13 protein-coding genes and 2 pseudogenes are annotated in these 19,093 nt (G+C 68.3%); 6 read left to right on the top strand and 9 right to left on the bottom strand.

Going from position 1 to position 19,093, the window contains the following annotated elements; genetic code table 11:
• Positions 1–264: 264 nt before the first annotated feature.
• Positions 265–1,074 (top strand): hypothetical protein, encoded by an 810-nt coding sequence (locus ACZ7M3_RS48145; protein ID WP_472072489.1) that lies wholly within the window; start codon positions 265–267, stop codon positions 1,072–1,074.
• 192 nt (positions 1,075–1,266) lie between these two features.
• Here ACZ7M3_RS48145 and ACZ7M3_RS48140 read toward each other — a convergent pair whose 3' ends face one another.
• The 4 genes and pseudogenes from ACZ7M3_RS48140 to ACZ7M3_RS48125 all read right to left on the bottom strand — a co-directional run bounded on the left by ACZ7M3_RS48140 (position 1,267) and on the right by ACZ7M3_RS48125 (position 6,543).
• Complete coding sequence (locus ACZ7M3_RS48140; protein WP_472072487.1) at positions 1,267–1,587, bottom strand: hypothetical protein; 321 nt, start codon at positions 1,585–1,587, stop codon at positions 1,267–1,269.
• Between the two features lie 70 nt (positions 1,588–1,657).
• Positions 1,658–1,846: pseudogene (locus tag ACZ7M3_RS48135) on the bottom strand (IS5 family transposase); the annotation flags it as partial.
• 365 nt (positions 1,847–2,211) lie between these two features.
• Entirely contained in the window at positions 2,212–2,526 is a 315-nt protein-coding gene (locus ACZ7M3_RS48130; protein ID WP_472072485.1) for a PadR family transcriptional regulator, read from the bottom strand.
• A gap of 213 nt (positions 2,527–2,739) precedes the next feature.
• Complete coding sequence (locus ACZ7M3_RS48125; protein ID WP_472072483.1) at positions 2,740–6,543, bottom strand: CHAT domain-containing protein; 3,804 nt, start codon at positions 6,541–6,543, stop codon at positions 2,740–2,742.
• Positions 6,544–6,854: 311 nt separating this feature from the next.
• Between ACZ7M3_RS48125 and ACZ7M3_RS48120 the strand changes: the two genes are divergently transcribed.
• Positions 6,855–7,409, top strand: coding sequence for a hypothetical protein (locus ACZ7M3_RS48120; protein WP_472072481.1), 555 nt, complete (start codon positions 6,855–6,857; stop codon positions 7,407–7,409).
• Between the two features lie 358 nt (positions 7,410–7,767).
• Here ACZ7M3_RS48120 and ACZ7M3_RS48115 read toward each other — a convergent pair whose 3' ends face one another.
• Positions 7,768–8,424, bottom strand: a complete 657-nt coding sequence (locus ACZ7M3_RS48115) for a transposase family protein (RefSeq protein WP_472072479.1) — start codon at positions 8,422–8,424, stop codon at positions 7,768–7,770.
• Positions 8,425–8,503: 79 nt separating this feature from the next.
• Between ACZ7M3_RS48115 and ACZ7M3_RS48110 the strand changes: the two genes are divergently transcribed.
• Complete coding sequence (locus ACZ7M3_RS48110) at positions 8,504–8,779, top strand: hypothetical protein (protein WP_388212282.1); 276 nt, start codon at positions 8,504–8,506, stop codon at positions 8,777–8,779.
• 185 nt (positions 8,780–8,964) lie between these two features.
• Here the strand turns inward: ACZ7M3_RS48110 and ACZ7M3_RS48105 are convergent, their stop codons facing one another.
• The 4 genes from ACZ7M3_RS48105 to ACZ7M3_RS48090 all read right to left on the bottom strand — a co-directional run bounded on the left by ACZ7M3_RS48105 (position 8,965) and on the right by ACZ7M3_RS48090 (position 12,596).
• Positions 8,965–9,237: a VOC family protein gene (locus ACZ7M3_RS48105; RefSeq protein ID WP_143138195.1), complete on the bottom strand. Its 273-nt coding sequence runs from the start codon at positions 9,235–9,237 to the stop codon at positions 8,965–8,967.
• An 85-nt stretch (positions 9,238–9,322) separates the two neighbouring features.
• Positions 9,323–10,036 carry a hypothetical protein gene (locus ACZ7M3_RS48100; protein ID WP_472072477.1) on the bottom strand — a complete coding sequence of 238 codons (714 nt, stop codon included), beginning with the start codon at positions 10,034–10,036 and terminating at the stop codon, positions 9,323–9,325.
• A 481-nt stretch (positions 10,037–10,517) separates the two neighbouring features.
• Positions 10,518–11,849 carry a cytochrome P450 gene (locus ACZ7M3_RS48095; protein ID WP_472072475.1) on the bottom strand — a complete coding sequence of 444 codons (1,332 nt, stop codon included), beginning with the start codon at positions 11,847–11,849 and terminating at the stop codon, positions 10,518–10,520.
• A 270-nt stretch (positions 11,850–12,119) separates the two neighbouring features.
• Positions 12,120–12,596 (bottom strand): hypothetical protein, encoded by a 477-nt coding sequence (locus tag ACZ7M3_RS48090; RefSeq protein WP_079090108.1) that lies wholly within the window; start codon positions 12,594–12,596, stop codon positions 12,120–12,122.
• A 71-nt stretch (positions 12,597–12,667) separates the two neighbouring features.
• Between ACZ7M3_RS48090 and ACZ7M3_RS48085 the strand changes: the two are divergent.
• From ACZ7M3_RS48085 to ACZ7M3_RS48075, 3 genes and pseudogenes are all read left to right on the top strand, one after another.
• A pseudogene (locus ACZ7M3_RS48085) lies at positions 12,668–13,566 on the top strand (IS256 family transposase); the annotation flags it as partial.
• Positions 13,563–13,886: a hypothetical protein gene (locus ACZ7M3_RS48080; protein ID WP_472072473.1), complete on the top strand. Its 324-nt coding sequence runs from the start codon at positions 13,563–13,565 to the stop codon at positions 13,884–13,886. The pseudogene ACZ7M3_RS48085 and the gene ACZ7M3_RS48080, both read left to right, overlap by 4 nt.
• 570 nt (positions 13,887–14,456) lie before the next feature.
• Complete coding sequence (locus tag ACZ7M3_RS48075; protein WP_472072471.1) at positions 14,457–19,016, top strand: RICIN domain-containing protein; 4,560 nt, start codon at positions 14,457–14,459, stop codon at positions 19,014–19,016.
• Positions 19,017–19,093: the final 77 nt, after the last annotated feature.

Here is a 19,093-nt window from a genome sequence, read left to right as displayed (position 1 = left end):
CCATGTTCCGACTCTCGCCGAGGACCTGGCAGCCAGACTCGACGAAGATCTGGCCATCAGTGCACCACTGCCGGGTACCAGTGACCAACACACGCCGTAACCGATCACGAAATCTGTGCCAGAGCCCGAGTTTCGACAGCACCGTGCTTTCCTCGGGCCGGCTGAGGCACGGTGTCGATGCACCTCCGGACCGTTCGCCGCAGCGCGCCTCTTGCCGATACCCCGGGCCGACACAGTCCGAAAGCGACAGCCTAGAGTGGCGAAATGTCCCTGCCTGCCGACCAGACCACCCTGGACCTGCTCGATGCACACCTGGAAGCGCTCTGGGACGGAACGGACCTCCCGCTCCCGCAGGGGCTGGTCTGCCTCGCAGCGGAAGGAAGGGCCGGGCTCGTCCACTGGGCCCTCGATCAGCTCCGGCGCATCCCCTGCGAACCGAAGGGCATCTTTGCCCGCCAAGTCGGCAGTCTGCTAACGGAGTTCCGCTCCCGTCGCTGTCCCTGGAACGCGGCGGCGCTGCGACTGCTCGACGACACGTACACCTTCGCGGCTACCGGCCCCCGGCGACACGACGACTGGGCGTACGACGTCCACGCCGTGCTGCACCGGTCGGTTGCCGACCCCCTGGGCTGGGTCCGACTGGACCAGGACCGCACCAACGCCGCCCGCCACACGGCGCCCGCGTACCCCTTCGACCTCCCGGACGCACCAGAGTTTCCCGGCCGCCTGTACCCCCTGGAGGCGGAGGCGGCGATCACCACGCTCGCCATCATGGCCGAGGAATGGCAGTCGGAGCCCGCCCCCGTCCACTCCCGCCCGGACCGGGACGCCGTACTGGCGGATGCCCGAACCCTGCTCGACCGGTACGGGCCCACCGCGCGCTACTGGACCAACGCGACAGCCGCCGCATCCGACCCGGCACCGGACTTCCTCGCAGCAGGCCTCCAGGGCACGGAATCCCATGGCTTCCTCACCTGCGACTACCTCAACGGCCTCGACTTCTCCGAGGACCTGGGCCTGATCGCGGTGACCGACGACGAGGTGGGCGTCTTCTGGTCGTTCGGGGCGTACTGACGACGTTTCAAGAAGGCCACCTGGCGACCGTCTACCACCGCCCCGGCGACCCCGCGGCCGGGCGCCCCAAGCGCCCAGTCACACTCACTGCCGACAAGCTGACAGTGCTGGGGCTCGACTGGGCTGCCTGACGGATCAACGACAGCGCCCGCTCCGGGGATGCGCCGGCGGGCGCTGTGTTCGCTCCTGCGGTCACGGGAGCCCTCTAGGCGTGTTTTTGAAGTCGCGTGCGGCCAGCCAAATGATGAGGTCGTTTGCGATCTTTCCCATGCTGGTGTCGGTGCCAACCTCGTGTTCACGGCGGGTCGTGTCGCGCCGGACAATCTCGTATCCGCCCTCGTCCAGGACAGCGACGGACGCGAACCAAGCAGGATCGTCCTGGTCGGGCTGGATGACGACGAACGTGTTGTCTATGTCGTTCAAGTCTCTGACCAGGTCGAACAGGGCGTCCTCGGAGGGGTCGTCGATGTGGTCGCCGTTTTCGCTGTCTGCACAGTAGTACTTGGCGGCCACTGGACTTCTCCCCACGGTGTGCTGTCGGCTCGGACGTCAGCATGGCACGGCCGTGTGGGCCGCCGTCGGCTCACAGCCACTGCTGGATCGCCGCGATCTGGACCGTTGCCTCGAAGCGGACAGCGAGCTTGTCGTACCGGGTGGCCACGGCCCGGTACTGCTTGAGACGGCTGATCCCGCACTCGACCGCATGGCGGGCCTTGTAGTCCTGGCGGTCGAAGGCGGGCGGACGGCCTCCCGCGCTGCCGCGCCGCCTGCGAACGGCGGCTCGTCCTGTCGCCGCCCTCACCACCATGGCCGCTCTCGAACGTGCCGAACACGGCCGCGAACGCCACCGCCGCAGCTGTGCCCGCGCGCACGCCCAGCAGCACGCCGCGCAGCCCGCCCCGTCCAGCTTTCCCTCACTGCTCCGCCTGTCATGAACAGCGAAGCGCGCACCCCTCCCACGGCCCCAAAGGCCGCACCCTCCTCCAGCTCCCCCGACGTGTCCCGGCAGGCGACTGTTTCCCACCGTCGGCGCTTCACCTGGGCCTCGCTCATCCCTCGCCGCCGACGCCAGCGACAGCTTGCGGCAGGCGCGGCGCAGGAGGAACTCGGCCACACGCTGCGGCCGGGGGGAACAGTTCATCCGGCACTCCCGGGGACGGGGCGGGTAACGCCGGCCTGGATGTCCGCGCGGCTCAGGGAGAGCTGGGCGAGCTCCAGGCGTGCCCGGCTGACGCCTTCCGCGGTCAACTGGTAGTAGACACGGGGACGTTGACCGTCCTCGCCCGGAGGTTCCCACCGGGAGTCGGCGAGGCCGTCGTCCTTCAGGCGTGCCAGCAGCGGGTAGAGCGTTCCGCTCTGCAGTCCTGTCGCCTTCATCAAGTCGTAGCCGTAGCGGGCTGCGGCGGGGTCCTCCAGGAAGGCGCGCAGGACGCGTTCAAGGGATGCCGTCATCCTCGTGTTCGCGACTCTACATATGTATCTGTGACGGAGGATGCTGTTCGCCACTACTGCTAAGGGAGTTGCGTCTATCAGACGACGGACGCCGCCCAGAGCCACAACAGCCAGGTCAGTCCACCTGTACTGGGTCGGCGGAATGCTGTTGTGCGCCGTCGCCGACCGGCGATGGCGTGTACCGCGAAACGTTCCGGGTGCACCGGGCAGACCTCAGCAGCGCATCACCAGGCATTGTGGTGCCACTGGCGTCAGGGTCAGTCGGCGCAACGGCGTGCCGGCCGGGGAGGAGACGATCAGCGCCATGCGGCCGTCGGGCAGGCTGCCGTGTGCGGTCATGATGTCGCCGGCATGCAGTCCAGCAGCGTTTGCGGGGCCGCCGTCGACCGTCCAGATAACTTCGTTGACGATCTCGCCCGTGGGTAGGCGCACGGGCCGGAACTGCGCACCCAGCGACGGAGTACGGGCGACCTGGGCCATGTCCGGCAGGAAGAAGCCGAGGATGATGCCAGCAACTGCCGCCGCGATGAGTGCCACTTTCAAGTATTGGCGGCCCAGTCCGCGAAGGCGGATCGCCAGGTCGTCGTCGGCCGGGGGTTGGGGGCCAGGATGATCGTCGTCGTTGGGAAGTTCGTCGGGGTGGGGCAGGTCGGCGCCGTTGAACGCGTGCGCGGCCAGCTTCTGCCGTCCTCGCTGCGGTGACGCATAGAAGAAGATCGATGGCCGGGGCCCGTCTGTCTCCTCGACGTGCATGAGGCCGTACACGGCGTGTTGGGGGTGCAGCCACTCGTCGTCGAGGTGGCGGCGCAGGAGTTCGGCAATCTCCAGAGCGACGGCCACCGTGACGGTGGCCTCTACCCAGGTTCCGTCCGCCAGAACGACGTCGACGGTGGATTGCTCCGAGAGCGGCAATGTGGCGGGGCCCGCACCGCCGTCCATGTCGGCGAAGTCCTCCCATCTGCCGACTGGGTCGGTGGCCGCTATCGCCAGGGCCAGTCCCGACGTGTCGACGACCTGTTGTGGTCGGGCGCCGCCCGCCGCGTGGCGCAGGGCGATGGAGAGTGCCTCGGAGGCCGTGGGAAGAAGCAGTTCGTGTCCGGTCCGTGTGTGGAAGGGCGACTCATCGCTGCGGGCGGTTCCTGTGGTCAGGCCGTCGCGGTCCCACAGAGGGCGGTGGGTTGTTGGAGCCGGCGCGACTGGCGGCTGGACGGTCCACACGGCGATGCCGGGTCCAGCCACGGGAGCGGCCGCGTCCCCGAAACCGTCGCGCAGATGACGGCGCAGACGCAGGTGGAGGGAGTCCCATAGATCCCGGCCGCCGAGGGCCTCCGCGGTGCTTCCGCCGAAGACGTCCGAGGCGACCTTGTCCTGGACGGGTCCGGTGGCCCCGGCGACGGTCCGCGCTCCGGCGAGCAGACATGACATGGGGAAGCTGACCGGGTCACGGCCGAAGGCGGTGTCGAGGCGGCTGACCCAACAGGTCCCGAGAAGAACGGTGTTGGGCCAGGCCAGACCCAACGCCGTCGCAGCGGAAAGGGTGCTGCCGTCCGCCAGTCGCGGCAGGCATTCGTTCCCGGTATCCGGTGCGCCGGGCGTACGGACCAACTCACCGTGGGCCGCGAGCAGGGCCATGTCCGCGGCAGGACGGGCACGCAGTTCCTCGATGAGGCTTGCGCGGTCGGTGCTCAGTTGCACGCGTGCGTCGCCAGCGTGCAGATCGGTCTCCTGGCCGTAGACCTTCAGGGCATGCGCATCCAGGTGGAGAATCACCCGCCGCGTGATCGGACCGGTGGCTCCGCCTGGCTCCGGCTCACGGAGCACGGCGAGGGATGGAGCGAGCGTCACCAGGGCGCGTTCGCCCAGCAATTCGCCGTCGTCCAAGGGAAGTCCCGCCAGCGGCAGTGCGGCGACGGGGCCGTCGGGGACGACGATGAGGACGGGCCGGCGTGCTGTCGAACGTCGTACGGTGAGAACTCGGCTGAGGCTGGGCGGCAGCACCGCGGCGGCGATGTCCTTCCAGGCCAAGAGGTCACAACCGACGTTGCGGATGAGATGGCTCACGGCGGCGTGGTCACCGCTGTGCAGAGCATCCAGCGTGAGGCACGCGTCGTGGGCGACGGACACCGGGTCACCGTCGTGCTGGCGAGCGGCAGGCAGAACGGCACGGTACAGCCGCGGTGGGAAGCCCGGGGCGGCCATGACCGTGTCCACCGTCCAACCGGCCGACGGGGTACGCCGGGTGCGGAAGGCGAGCACCACCGCGTCGCCGGCGCGGCGCAGCGACGAGGACATGTCGGTGGCAGTCGGCGCGGGCAGGGCAGTGTGCAGCGCGGTGATCGTCGCCCACACGTTCGCCTTGGCATCGGCGAGTTCGGGAGCCGCCAGCGCTTCCTCCCACGCCTTGGCCCAGCCTGAGTGCGGCGGCGGCACGTGCTGCTCTGCCTCCCGGGAGTCCAGCTCGCGCCACTGCGCGGCGAATTCGGCATCGTCCGGGACGCCGGCATCGGCGAGGACATGGTCCCTGATACTGCGTCGCCGCGACTCCATCAGCCACAGCGCGAGTTCCGCGCGTGCGGCGGCATCGCAGTGCCGGTCTTCGGCGACCAGGTCCAGCACGGCATCATGCAGCGGTTCGTCCTGACGAGCCACCGCACTGCGGCGATCGGGATCACGCAACGCGGCCCGCCGTTGCTCCATGAGGCCGAGGGCGACGCGCAGCAGGTCCAGGGCGTGCTGCGCGTCCGTGGCACGAAGCCGGGGATGCGACAGAAACGCCAGGCATGCCGAGGCCAGTGCACGGCCGACTCCGCAGGGGTGACGCAGCGTCAGATACGCCTCCACGGCTGCGAGGTGGGCATCGGCGGCAGGCATGGTACGGCCTGCCGCCGCCCGGGCCTCGCCCAGGGAGTACAGGGCCGCGGCCTTGTCCCTCGCAGCCCCCGCGTATACGTCGGTATCGTCCAGGAGCGCGGCCACGCCGACCGCCTCGATCAGCTCATCGAGTCGGGCGACGCCCCTGTCCTCAGCGGGTCCCGGCCAGTCCTCCTGAAGCCGGCCAGCCAGTTCGGTTACGAGCAGTTGCCCCGTCTGCCACCACGCGAGCCGGGTCAACCGCCACGCCGACGGCGTCCGCCCCTTCGAGGCGACGAAGGCAGGGCACTGCTCGGCCCGCACCCGCAGAGCCAGCGGGACCCGACCCGGCCCCGCCATGGCCTTCCGCCACTGCTCGGCCGCCAGCGAAGGAGCCCCGACGACGTCCAGCAACGCGGCCTCCGCGGCACGGCAGGACCTGGTCTCAGCCGCTCCGGCCACGTCCGCGGCCACGCGCAGCAGATCCTCCGCCGTCTCCAGGTCCCCCACGTTCACGCACATGTCGATGGCCCAGCCCGTGTACCAACCGAGAGAGGCGGCCCCTCCGGCATCCCGGAATGCCCCGGCCCGCTGCAGGAACCACTCCCTGCGCCTCGCGCGCCCGCCGTCATGTTCGTCGGCTCCCGAGTACGGCTCCGGTGACTGGCCTTCCTCCACGACGTCGACGTTCCACCATCCCGCGCCCGCCTGGAACAGTGCGTGCTGGAAAGCGACCTCCCGGACAGCGCGCCGCCCCCGGCGTGACAGCAGCGTGCGCATCGGAACTCGGCATCCGGCGTTGGTCTGCGGACGCCGTGAAATCGTGCTGTCCATGCGCCCGACGAGAAAGGCGGCGCCGACGGCGACCAGCAGCGGCACATAGCGTGCGCTCCAGTCTCCGTATCCGTCCCACAAAAGGTAGACGGACGCCGCGATCGCAACACTCGGCACGAGCAGCAGTTTCCGGGCGAGTTCAACCCAGTCACGGCGCGTCGGAGAGTACTCCTGGACGTCCGAGTCGACCTGCAGGACATCGTTCAGGACGCCCTTCACACGCCCACGCAGCACCAGGAAGACCACCAGAGCCAGGAGGACCGGAAACCAGGCCATCGCGCGCGTGCCGTTGATCCATCGGTCCAGGACCGGCAGGACCATGTCGGGATCCAACCACCTTGGCCCCTGGTGCTGTTGGGACACCACCACCCACGCGTGCCCCGGCGACTCGGCCCAGTTCGCCGGCAGCGGCCTGGTGTCGCTTCGACGCCACTCCCAGACCAGTCCGAGGGCCGACAACGGCGCAGCGATCAGCAGATCCCCAACTCGCCTGCGCAATCTACGGATCGACCGATATGTTCCGACCCGCCAGAACAATTCCAGCGCCCATGAATGTCCGGACGTCATATCTGTGCCCGACATGCCCATCATCTCCCTCAGGGGAGATTAGCGGCAGACCCTACTGCTCCGGGAGTAGACAGCACATGTCACAAGAAGCCGCTGCGAAAGAGAACCTGAGCGCACCGACCTACCCGATCGCCTTCCCTCTCGAGCCCTCACCCGCCGGCACGATCGCTGTGCTGCTGATGCCCGATCCTGCCCCGCTGTCCGACGTGGAGAAGACCGAACTCCGCGTCGCACGTGCTGCCTTGGCAGCGTCGCGTACACCCGAACGCGGCGCGGCCGACCTGCTGGCGGCTGCCGGTGAGGCATCGGTCTCCACGATCACCACACTCCTGCTGACCGCGGGCGGCTCCTCCTTGCGCGCCCGCTGGAACCGCCGACGCTCGCACACCCCGTCACCGCCGGACTGGGACTTCGACCAGGCATGGGCAAAAGTGAAGGCGTCCTCGGCGGCGGTGTCTCCCCCGGACGCACCCACGCCCCGCCTCCTGACGGCGTCGGAGAACACCGAAACCCACGAGTGGCGTATCGAGTGCCGGATCGGAGACCGGCTATATGTCGCCCGCACCGACGAAACCTCAACGGTCGTGCTGTGGGAACCTCACTCATCTCCCGAGGCAGACAGATCTGCTTGATCCGCCAGTGGTCGTATCAGCAGCACGCATGCCGGATCTTCGATACTCGGTGCGGACGCTAGGCGCACTGTGACGGCCGATGCCGCATCATCAGAGATCCTCGAGTGCGCCGGGAGCTGGTCAGGTTGGTGTCGGGAAGACGGGTAGACCCGGAAGAAGCAAGGCAGTTGATGCTGCGCAGTGGGTGCATACCCAGGACCGTGTTCACCAAGGCCAAGGACCCCTGGCCGTGCACGTGCGAGCGATGCGGCGCAGAGAGCCTCCGCCAACTTGAAGTCGCAGGTCAAAGCGCTGGTGTGACCGGTACTCAGGGTGCTCCCGCTGGTCGTGGGCGGGAGCCTGTGGAGTAGATTGTCTGTCAGCGGTTGACTTCGAGGTTCGTCAGAACGAGCAAGGCTGGCAGGATGCGGGTGGCGCGGGCGGGGTCGGTGCGGAGCTTGGTGAGGGTCCGCCAGTTCTTGAGGTGCGCGAAGCCGTGTTCGACTGGCGCGCGTCCTCTGGCGAGGACGCGGTTGGCGTCCTTCTGGCCTGGGGTGAGCTTGTGGGTGCGGCTGGCGTGGAAGCCGGTGACGATCACGGGGTCGCGTACGTCGTTGTCCAGGCCGCGGAAGCCGAGGTCCGCGAGGGCGCCGAGGCCGGCGGCGCGCAGGTGGGCCAGGATGTGGTCGTGGCGGGCGGCGGTGATGTCGTGGGTGCGGCCGGGCCGGGCGGCGGATATCCAGATCAGGCGGCCGCGTTCGTCGGTCAAGGCGAGGAAGTGCAGGCCGTGATGGTGGTGTTTGCCGGAGTAGTTCCGCCGGTTGGCCTTGCCGGTGCGACGTTGGGTGGGGATGAGGGTGCCGTCGATCAGGACCACCTCCCCGCCTGTCTTAGCGACCCTCTTCAAGGCGCGGTCCAGGCACGGTGCCTGGGCTGCGAGCAGGGCGATCAGCTCGTCGCGCCAACGGCGGACGGTGGACTCGGACACGTTGTTGCCGTCGGCCATGTCGGCCAGGCGCTGATCGTGCCGCAGCACGGCCAGGACGATCACCGCGATCCGGCCCGGGCGGTAGGATCCGCAGCATCGGCGCGGCTGAGGCGCGCTCGTCGGCGAATTGTTCGCTCACCTGCTCCAGGATCCGCTCGGCGACGGCAAGTTCGTCCCGCTCGGCCCGCACCTCTGCCAACTGCTTGGCCAGCTGTTCTTCGAGTTCGTCCAGTTCCGCACGCCGCGCGGTGATCCGTTCCAGCAGCTCGGGATCCATGCACTGGGTCGTAGAAGGCCACCCGGCCTCAGCGAGCGGGAACCGCAGAGCTGTCCGCTCCTACTCGGCGGCCTCCCGCACGTCTTCCACCCGCGCTGGCTGTCGGCGCCCTCGCGTCGTCGTTGATTCACGTGGCGGTGCAAGCCGTCTCCCAGCGCCATCCGGCCGCCGAGAAAGCGACCTGGATTGGCCAGCAGGTTCCATCGGCCTCGACGTCGGAGCGACGGTGAAGGCGCCCCACACCGGATCGTCCACCCGGCGCCCTTGAAGGGCGAGTGCCGTACGCCGGGCCGCATCCACGCTGGAGAACGTCATGCTTCGTGGTCGGGGTCGAGCACCACCATAAACCTGTTGCCTTCCGGATCCGTCATGAGGGCGTGCATGCAATCGTGAGGTTCCACGAGAGAGGCGCCCTTGGCGATCAGCGTCTGAACCTGTTCGGCGATCGTTCCGACAAGGACGGTGACGACCGGTAGCACAGCCGGAGATTCCGCTTCGCCGACGCTGTACCCACCCCAACCCGGGATGCCGCCCCAGAACCTGATCATTTTCTCTGGGTCTACTGCTTCGAAATGAACGTGCATGCTGCTGTCTCACTTTCATCTGTGCGACCGAAGCCGAAAACGGCCTACCGAATCAATCCGGCAGGCCGTTACGGGTGACCGGACTTCAGCAGTCGATCACGGTGTTGTGCGTGTCTGCGATTCCGGGTTCGCTGAAGCGTCCGTGGTACTCGACCTGAAGGGTCACCTGAGTGTTGTACGTTTCCTTCTCTCCATCATGCACGCACGTGAGCCCTGGAGTGGTGTAGCGCCCGCTGCACCTCGTCCACCCGCTGTCCTTGTGCTTCACCGCGCGCCAGTACCCGTCGCGCACGTACTCCTGAAGATCGACCTGAACCCGGCACTGGTCGGGTGCCGGAGTTGAGCAACCCGTGTAATGGCCTTGGGCGTACAGCGGGCCGCCATGGGTGACCTGGAACGGTTTCTCACCCTGGAACGTGCACCACACGGGAAAGGCAGCAGCCCTCGCGACGGCCCTTCCCGTGCTGCCGCTCGGAGCTGCCGCAGCCGACGCCGTGGCAGCCGGCACCAGCAGGGCCCCCGCCGCGAGAAGCGGGACGACAAAACGTGCTTTCACTTTTCCCCCTAAGAAAAATCGAACGCGTGTTGCGCCACCGACCACCCTCATGAGTTCACAGGCGCCACACAAGATCCGTGGCGCGAACTTTCCGCTGTTTGTCCGGTTCTCAGTCGTGGAATTGGCCGTTCCCTCCCGTCCACTGGCAGCGGGCCGGTAGAAAACGACGAAGCCCCCGCCGGCCGAGAAGCTGACAGGGGCTGCCTGTGCGGTTTCGTGATCACAGATGCACGTGCGGATCACCTCGTCAGCTCCTACGCCTGCTCGGGCGTCGACTTATTCGGGCCGTTGGTGAACGCCTCGACCGTCCGCTCCACGGCGTCCGGACGGTTCAGTACCGGGCACTGCCTGCGCCCCCACTCGACCAATGATCAGCGGGGCGAAGCAGACCCCGAATTGGCAACAGCGTCTGAGGAAAGCAGCCGGGGCCCAGTTGCCGCCCGACCATACATGCTCGGCTGCGCGCCGGTGGCGCGCCTCTGGCGGAGAACGGCGGACCTCGAAGTCAACCGCTGACAGACGATCTACTCCAGAGACTCCCGCCCACGACCAGCGTGAGCACCCTGAGTACCGGTCACACCAGCCCTTTGACCTGCGACTTCAAGTTAGCGGAGGCTCTAGGATCCGCAACTCCGTTGTCAATGACTATGCGTAGTACCGGTCCTCGCTGGGCTCTTTCAATCTTTTCTGAGTATGCGCTGCCCGTCCTCCGTACCGTTCCGCCTCAGGTGAGTGGCAATACCAAGGTTGCGGGGGTGGGGCCGTCGGGGCGGACGGTGATGCCGTACACCGCCTTCGTGGGAGTGGAGTGGAAGGCCGGGGTGTGGACCGGCAGGAGGTGTTCGAGCAGGACGGTCGATTCGCGGAGCGCGAATTGCAGACCGAGGCAGGCGCGGGGACCGATACCGAAGGGGAAGTAGGCGCCCGGGTGGGCAGGTCGGCCGTCCGGGGTGAGGAAGCGCCGGGGGTCGAAGTGCTCTGGGTCTGGCCACAGTTCAGGATCGCGGTGCGTGAGGTACGGGCAGATCAGGATGTCGGTGCCCGCCTCGACGGCGTAGCCGGCAAGGGTGTCGTCCTCGGTGGCGTGGCGGGGCAGGATCCAGGCGGACGGGTAGAGCCGGAGCGTCTCGTGGACCAGGGCTTGGATGGCCTGGCGGCGCCCAGCTGAGCCTTCGCCGCCGGCGGCGAGAGCTTGTTCGCGGGCGGCGGGGTGCTGGTCGAGGAGCAGGTAGAGCCAGGTCAGGGTGGTGGCGGTGGTCTCGTGCCCGGCCACGAGCAACGTGACCAGTTCGTCACGGATCAGCTGGTCGGTGTACTCGGGGTGCTCGGTGGCAGCGTCGGTCAGGACGTGTAGCAGGCCCGGGCCGTCGGGGCCGGCCGCCCCGCTGCGGGCGGCCTCGATGGCGTGCCGGGCGACTGCATCGATCCGGGCGAGATCGGCGGCAACGGCGTCCTGGGCGTCGGTGACGTCAGCGGGCAGAGTCGGAAGGGCGGTCGCCACGGCGGCCACGGCGGCCAGTTCGTGCTCGGTCCCGTCGTCGAGGGGGTGCCCGGTAAGAGAGCGCCAGATGGCGTCAAGGGCGAAGCGGCGCATCTCCTGCCCGACGTCGAAGGTCTGCCCGGTACGAGCGTAGCCGTCCCAGCGCCCGGCGGTGGTCCGGGCGGCCTTGGTGATCCGCTGTTCGTAGCGGCGCATCCCGGTACCGGTGAACTGGGACTGCAGCAAGCGGCGTTGGCGCTTCCATGCCTCACCGGTGGCGGCGAGGACGCCGTCGCCGATCAGCACTCGGGCGCGGTGGGAGCGCTTGACGTACCGCTCCGGGTGCCGGGCGAGTACGTGCTGGACTGCCTGCGGGTCGGTGACAAGAACGGTGGGGGCCGGCCCGAGGCGGAACGCGGCGATGCCGCCGAACCGTTCGCGCACCTGGGACAGCAGCTCGGCCAGTTCGCCTCCTCCCGATCGCCACTGCTCCACGAGTTCAGGCTCGGCTTCGGGGACTGGCCGCCCGGTTCCGGGAACGTACGGAAGGGAGCCGAGGCTGGCTTCGGTGTCCATGTTTCTTTCTCCTGGTCAACCGCTGGGCTTGGCCGTAACGGAGCACTGGCACCACGGACTGTACGGGAGAGGGCACAGATGGTGTCAGTCCACCCTCGCGTGGCCACTGTCCGGGCATGGCCCAGATCCCGCCGCCCTGCGCCGCGCAGCCGGACCCGAGGCCAAGGCAGTGGCGGAGGCAGTGGTCAGCTGCCAGGAACAGAAGCTGTCGAAGCCGCAACTGGGCTGCTGAGGGCTGCCCTGTAAAGGAGCTTCGGGGTCCGCAGCGGGCTATCCCATGACTGCTCGGGCCGCGTCGAGAAAGGCCAGCCTGTTGTCTTCCAGGTAGTCACGCACGCTCTCGCCGTCGGGCAAGCCTTCCCACACGGTCCGGTTGAGGTCGAGGAAGTACTTGCGTGCTGCGTCATGCACAGGAAGGGGGAACTGGATACGGATCAGCCGCTCGGCGACCCACAGCCGGTTCATGGCGTCTTGGGTCGTGAGGAACCAGGCGCTGGTGTCGTCCCATTCGTGCGGTCGGCTGAAGGCGGCGCGCTCCGCCTCGGCCCCCACCTCGACGAACCGCTCCAGCAGCGCAAGCCGCTCCGCACGCCGGGCCTCCGACAACTCGGTCTGCTGCCGCCGCTGTTCCGTTCGTTCCGCCGACCGCTGCGTAGCGAACTGAACGAGGAAGGACAGCACGCCACCGAGCGCAACGCCGCCCAACGATATGAGTGACACCCAGACCTGACCAGACATGGCGACCATCGTTCCACGCTGCCGATCTTCAGCAGCCGTGGGCGTACCGATGAGGACGGTTGACCAGCCGACGAGCACAGAACACCCGCAGCGTGGATGACCTGGTCAAAGCGCTGGGCGGGGACACCGGGATCTCCAAGTCCGAGGTCTCGCGGATCTGCGAGGCCCTGGACGAACCGCTGACCGCCTTCCGCACCCGCCCCCTCGACCACACCCGCTTCCCCTACGTCTACCTGGACGCCACCTACTGCAAGGTGCGGGTGAACCACCAGATCGTCTCCCAGGCCATGGTCATCGCCACCGGCATCACCGAGGACGGCGGGCGCGAGGTCCTCGGGCTGATGGTCGGCGACAACGAGACCGAAGCGTTCTGGAAGGAGTTCCTGCGCTCCCTGCGCGAACGCGGCCTGACCGGCGTCCGCCTCGTCATCACCGACAACCACTCCGGCCTGGTCGCCGCGGTCCGCAAGGTGATGCTCGGGGCCGCCTGGCAAAGGTGCAGGGTTCATTTCCTGCGCAACGTCTTCGGCGTGATCGACAAGGAGTCCGGCGAGATGGTCGCCGCGACATCCGCACAATCTTCACCCAGCGCACCGCGGACCTCGTGCGCACCCAACTGGACACCGTCGCCGACATGCTCGGCGGCCAGTTCTCCAAGGTCAGGGCCATACTCCTGGACGCCAAGGAGGACCTGACCGCCTTCGCGGACTTCCCACCACGACACTGGAAGAAGATCCAGTCCACCAACCCTCTGGAACGGATCAACCGAGAGATCAAACGCCGCACCGACGTCGTCCAGGTCTTCCCCAACCCACCCGCCCTGGAACGGCTGACGACCGCCGTGCTCTGCGAGATGCACGACGAATGGATCGCCTTCCCCCGCCGCTATATCCCCGAAGGCAGCATGGACAAGCTCTACCCCGAGCTCCCCGAAAGCGCCCCCGCACTCCCCAACACCACGAACAAGCACACCAGTTGATCGGCTACACCACGACAAGGGGCACGATCGAACCGGCCGCCGCTGGCCGCTTCCACACGCTCGACGAGTTCGTTGATGTTCCGCGGCGCCCGGGCGGTCACCTCGACTCCGGCACAGACGGCGCCGGTCCGGGTGAACAGAAAGTCGGGGTTCGCAATCTTGGTGTCACCGAGCTCGTAGCCGATCCCGGCATTGGCCAGGGCGAGAGCGAACTCGGCCCACATCTCCAGGAGTTTCCCCATCGAGGTCAGCTGCCGGAGGTCAGTCCGTGGTCGATCGTGGCCAACGCCTTGCCCTTGTTGTGGTCGTCAGGGAGGTAGTAGATGTACTGAGGCCCCTCGGATAGCTGTTCGTCTTCTCGGTGCGGCTCGCGTTTACCGGGAGTGTGGCGGTACCGTTCTCCGCTTCCGTGTCGTGACGTGCATCACCTGGTGGCGGGTGCGGAAAGTTGCCGGAGGCTTCAGCCGCCATTCCGCTTCACATGAATCACACAGGTCCCGCATGGGATGCGCACGTGAACGACGTATTCCGGAACGGTTCTCGTCTCCCCAGAACGGTGTGTGCATGCGCCTGTAGGCCCTGAATTCTCCCTGTTCTGTTCACGTGTTCCCTGTCTATGGTGAGCGCCGCGTGCGGTGGATCTTGACCAGTCCGGACACACGCGTCTGTCATTCGGCGACCGGGGGAACACCGTCGCCCACGGGGAGGGGCTGCTTCGCCATGCCGTCACACCGGCCGTCCGCGCACGCCTGTCCAGCCCGCGCTGCGCGCCCCTGACTACCACTCAGGACCGGTGTTCCCCCTTGTCTTCGACCGGGCCTGACCCACCGGGCCCGCCCCCCTTGAACGAAGAAAGAGTTGCTCTGTTGCGCCCCAGACCGTGGTTCCCTATGCCCGGATCACGAAGATCCGGATTCTTCACTCCCGTCGTCACGTCCGTGGCCGCGCTGGCCGTCCTCGGCGGGCTGGCGGTCCAGCCCGACCTGCTCGGCCGTGGAGGGGACGCCGATCCGGCGGCTGCCTCCTACGACTGGAATGTGGACACGGCTGCCGAGCAGTTGCGGCAGGACCAGTGCCTCATGGCCGATGTACTGCGGCTGGGCGGCCCGTCCATGGCCACGACCGCGCAGGACGGCCTGAACCAGCCTGCGGACAAGCTTCATACGCTGGCCGACCGCAAGAGCTGGGAGAGGACTCCGCTCGCCACCGCGTACCAGACGGACCGGGACGCGGCGGGCAAGGAACTGGATGCCCTCCACGCTCTACGGGACGGATGGCGGAAGCCGCTCGAGGGTCTGACGAACCCGGCAGGTTTCACCGACACCGACTTCCACTGGCCTCCGGGGTTCCCGGGTGACGGGCAGCAAGACTTCTACGGCCAGACCGGCCTGATGAAGTGGACCGCCGACCGGTTCTGGAAGAACGACGGCGACTTCTATACCGACTCCACGCCCAAGGCGGACGCGGCGACCCTCAAGGCCGTTGACGACCTGGGCAGCCCTCTCTACGGCAAGGACCCCGACCCCGCCGGGCTGCCGACCGACGAGTGGAACCGTGCCCTCGCCGAGCGGGACGCGTTCAAGCAGCTGCACGGGGCTCCCGGGGAGAACGCGGGCGCGGACAACGCCCGGATGTTCCTGGCGTCCGGTGGATTCCCCCGTAGCGCCCCGCAGCCGGGCACGGCGGAGTACCGCATCGCGGTCGAGGACCTCAAGTCCCGGTTCGCCGCGTGCGCGTGGCGTGACCCGATCGATCCGGGCAACGTGCTGGGCGCCGTCTCCGGCACTGCCGCCACGGAGTGGCAGCAGGAGATCGCCTCTCAGACAACGCAGCGCAACCAGATCCTGAACGCCAACAAGGACGCCACCAAGTCCCTGGCGACCGGCGCCAAAGCGCTGGGTGACCTGCTGGGCAACTCGTGGGTCGCCGACCACCTCGCGCGCTGGCAGGACTACTGGTCCGCAGGCGGGGCCGGCTGGGTCGGCGACGCCCCGGCGGTGATCGAGGTGCACGCCGCGCAGGGCAAGTGCCTCGACGTCGAGGGCGCGAAGAAGGACAACGGCACCCCCGTCCAGCTGTACACGTGCAACGGTTCGGCAGCGCAGGAGTGGAAGGTCTACGGCGACGACCGGGGACTGCACCTGCAGAACGTCAACTCCCTCAAATGCCTGGACGTTTCGAACAACAACCCGGCCAATGGCACGAAGATCCAGATCTGGACGTGCAGCGGATCCCCGGCGCAGACGTGGGAGTTCAACCTCCGCGCCACCGGCAGCCTGCGCAACGTCGGCACCGACAAGTGCCTTGACCTGCACGAGTACACCAACGGCTACAACTCGTGGCTGTACACGTGCAACGGGACGGGGCCGCAGCAGTTCGACGTCACACCCTCCGGACACACCGGCACCGTGCCGCCCAAGGCCCAGTTCGACAAGGCCAAGGCCGGCATCACGGCCGCCCAGACGGCGGCGAAGAAGCAGCTCGACACCCTCAAGACCCAGCTCGCTGCCGTGAAGAAGGCGGCCACCGCCTCGGACACCGCCGAGCGGGCCTCCTACACCATCGCCGACACCAACGGCGCGCCGCGGGGGCGCGGTCTGCTGGTCGGGCAGCAGAAGGCTCAGGTCACCCAGGGTGCTGCGGCCGCGCTTGCGGCGATGGTGAAGGCCGGCGAGACCGCCGAGGCCGCCACCCGCGCCTCCGGCGGAGACAGCCAGACCATCGCCGAGCGCGCGCTCGCCCAGGCCGCGCAGGTGAAGGCGGAGTTCCGCAAGAAGGCCGCGGAGAAGGCCGAGTTGCAGGCCAAGGCCGCGGCCGACGCCGCGAAGGTGCACCGCGACAACGCCAAGAAGGACAAGGAGACCGCCGAGGCGAAACTGGCCGACGCGGTCAAGGCGGAGGGCGATGCGAAGGCGGCCGCCGCCGACGCGCACGCCAAGCGGCTCGCCGCCGAGGCCGAGGAGAAGACGGCCAAGGCGGAGAAGGAGAACGCCGCCGCCAAGCAGGCCGAGGCCGCCCAGCACCGCAAGAACGCCGAGTCCCAGGCGACCAAGGCCAAGGACGCCAAGGACAAGGCGGAAGCCTCCGAGAAGACCGCCGGGGACCGGCGCGACGACGCGGTCAAGGCGAAGGACCACGCCCAGTCCCTGCGGGACGACGCCTGGGACGCCGAGCAGAAGGCCGACGCCGCGCGCGCCAAGGCGGACGCCAAGGAGGCCTACGCCGACTCCCTCGACTCCGGGGACGCGGCGACCGCCGCACGCGCCGCGGCGAACAACGCGGACAAGGCCGCCGACGACGCCGAAGCCGCTGCGACGAAGGCCCGTTCCGAGGCGGACGCCGCCACCAAGGCGGCGGCCGACGCCGACGCCGCGGCCACCCGCGCCGAGGCGGCCGCCAAGCGGGCCCGCTCCGACGCGGACGCCGCCCAGGCGGACAAGCTGAAGGCCGACGCGGCGGTGAAGACCGCCACCAGCGCCGTCGCCGACGCCATCAAGGCCTCCCAGGACGCCGCCACCGAGGCCAAGGCCGCGGTCAAGCTCGCCAACGAGGCCGAACAGCACGCCAAGGACGCCAAGACCCAGGCCGACGGTGCCAACGCGGAGGCCGCCAAGGCCCTCGCCGCCTCGGCGAAGGCCGCCGGTTTCGCCCATGTCACCGCGCAGGCCGCCGTGGACGCCGGTGAAGCGGCCAAGCAGGTCGCCAACCCGGCCAACGACGCGATCCAGCTCGGATCGCGCTATGTCGACACCGACTCGGCGGCCGGCCTGGTCGTACTGACCGGACAGGCGTCGAAGTCGATCGCGGAGCAGCAGCAGGCCGTCGCCGACGCGCACGCCAAGAATGCCGCCGCCGAGGCCGACGCCGCCAAGAACCTCGCCGACCAGGCCAAGGGCGACGCCAAGGAGGCCTACCAGCACGCGGCCAACGCCGCCCAGTACGCCGCCGACGCCCGTACCTACTCCAAGGACGCCCTCGGCTACGCGGCCGACGCCGCCAAGGCCGCGGCAGCGGCGCAGGCATCACTGGCCCGCACCATCGAGTACGACAAGCAGGCAGCCGACGACGCGGCAGCAGCCGACAAGGCGGCGGGCAACGCCGAGGGCTACGCCAAGAACGCCCGCGACTCCGCCGACACGGCAGAACTCGACGCGGCCGCAGCCCGCTCAGCAGCCTCCCAGGCCGAACAGGACGCCAAGGACGCCCGCGCGGCAGCCACCCGAGCCGACACGGCGGCGACCGAGGCCGAACAGGCCGCGAAGGACGCCGACAAATACGCCAAGGAAGCCCAGCAAGCCGCCGCGGAAACGGAGGCGACAGAGGCCAACAAGGAAGCATCCCAGGGGTCCGGTACGGGCATCCCCGGTGTGTTCTCCGTCCCGGACGAGTCCACCGTCGAGATCGTCAGTTCCAAGCAGATCGGCACATGCCCGTCGATGCCGGAAGCAGCCTTCAAGGGCTGCGACGCGATGTACGACCTGGTCGTCACCTACGAGGCCGACTTCTACCTGTGCACCGACGACCAGGCCCAGGCCACCGCGGACGGGTGCCCGAAGGCGGCGTGGCAGTTCCTCCAGCGGGCGACGCTGAAGAGCATCAAGATCGACGGCTGGACGCACAAGTTCACCGGCAAACAGATCGTCGAAGCCGGATGGCAGAGCCTCTTCGGCGACGTGGCCGGATCGATCCTGTTCCACTTCTTCGCCGCAGACCTGATGGACTGCTGGCACGGCAGCAAGTCCGCCTGCGCCTGGAGCATCGCCACATACGTCCCGGTCGAAGGCGCACTCGGCCCGATCGCGCGTGCCGTCACGGCACTTGACGCCTCTGCCAAGACCGGAATCGGATTCGTGGACGCCTGGAAAGTCCTGCGCGCCCTCCCTCTGTCCGATGAGGCCATCGCCGGTATCGCAGCCAAAGCCAGTAGGGCCCTTGCCAAGGCGTGCGAGCGCAACAGCTTCCCTGGCACCACACGCGTGGTGATGGCAGACGGCACGACCAAGCAGATCGAGGATGTCCGGGTCGACGACGCGGTCCTTGCCACCGATCCCGAAAGCGGCCGCACCGAAACCCACACCGTCACCCGCACCATCTACACACCGGACGACACCGACTTCGCCGACATCACGATCGACGTCGGGCATGCGCGGATCACCGCCACACAGCACCACCCCTTCTGGTCACCCAGCGCCCACCGCTGGATCGACGCCGGCGACCTCCAGTCCGGCCAGACCCTGCGCACCAGCAGCGGCAGGACCGTCACAGTGGTCGGCGTCCACCGCTACCACCGGCTTCACTCGGCCTACAATCTCACCGTTGACGACCTGCACACGTACTATGTGGTCGCGGGCGACACACCGGTGCTGGTCCATAACACGAAATGTACCGATGTGGCCTCGGTGCGCAGGATATGGGGACTGTCGAGTGGGCTCTTAGTACTCCAGCTGTAGATCGTGATCTTGCCGATGGGCGTTCGGAGACAGCGAACCTTGAGCACGTGCCATCGAAGGCTCGTCTACTGGCCCTC

It is taken from the genome of Streptomyces sp. NPDC111656, assembly GCF_055656965.1.
The sequence above is the reverse complement of the archived record's forward strand: the minus strand, read 5'-3'. Positions and strand labels throughout refer to the sequence as shown.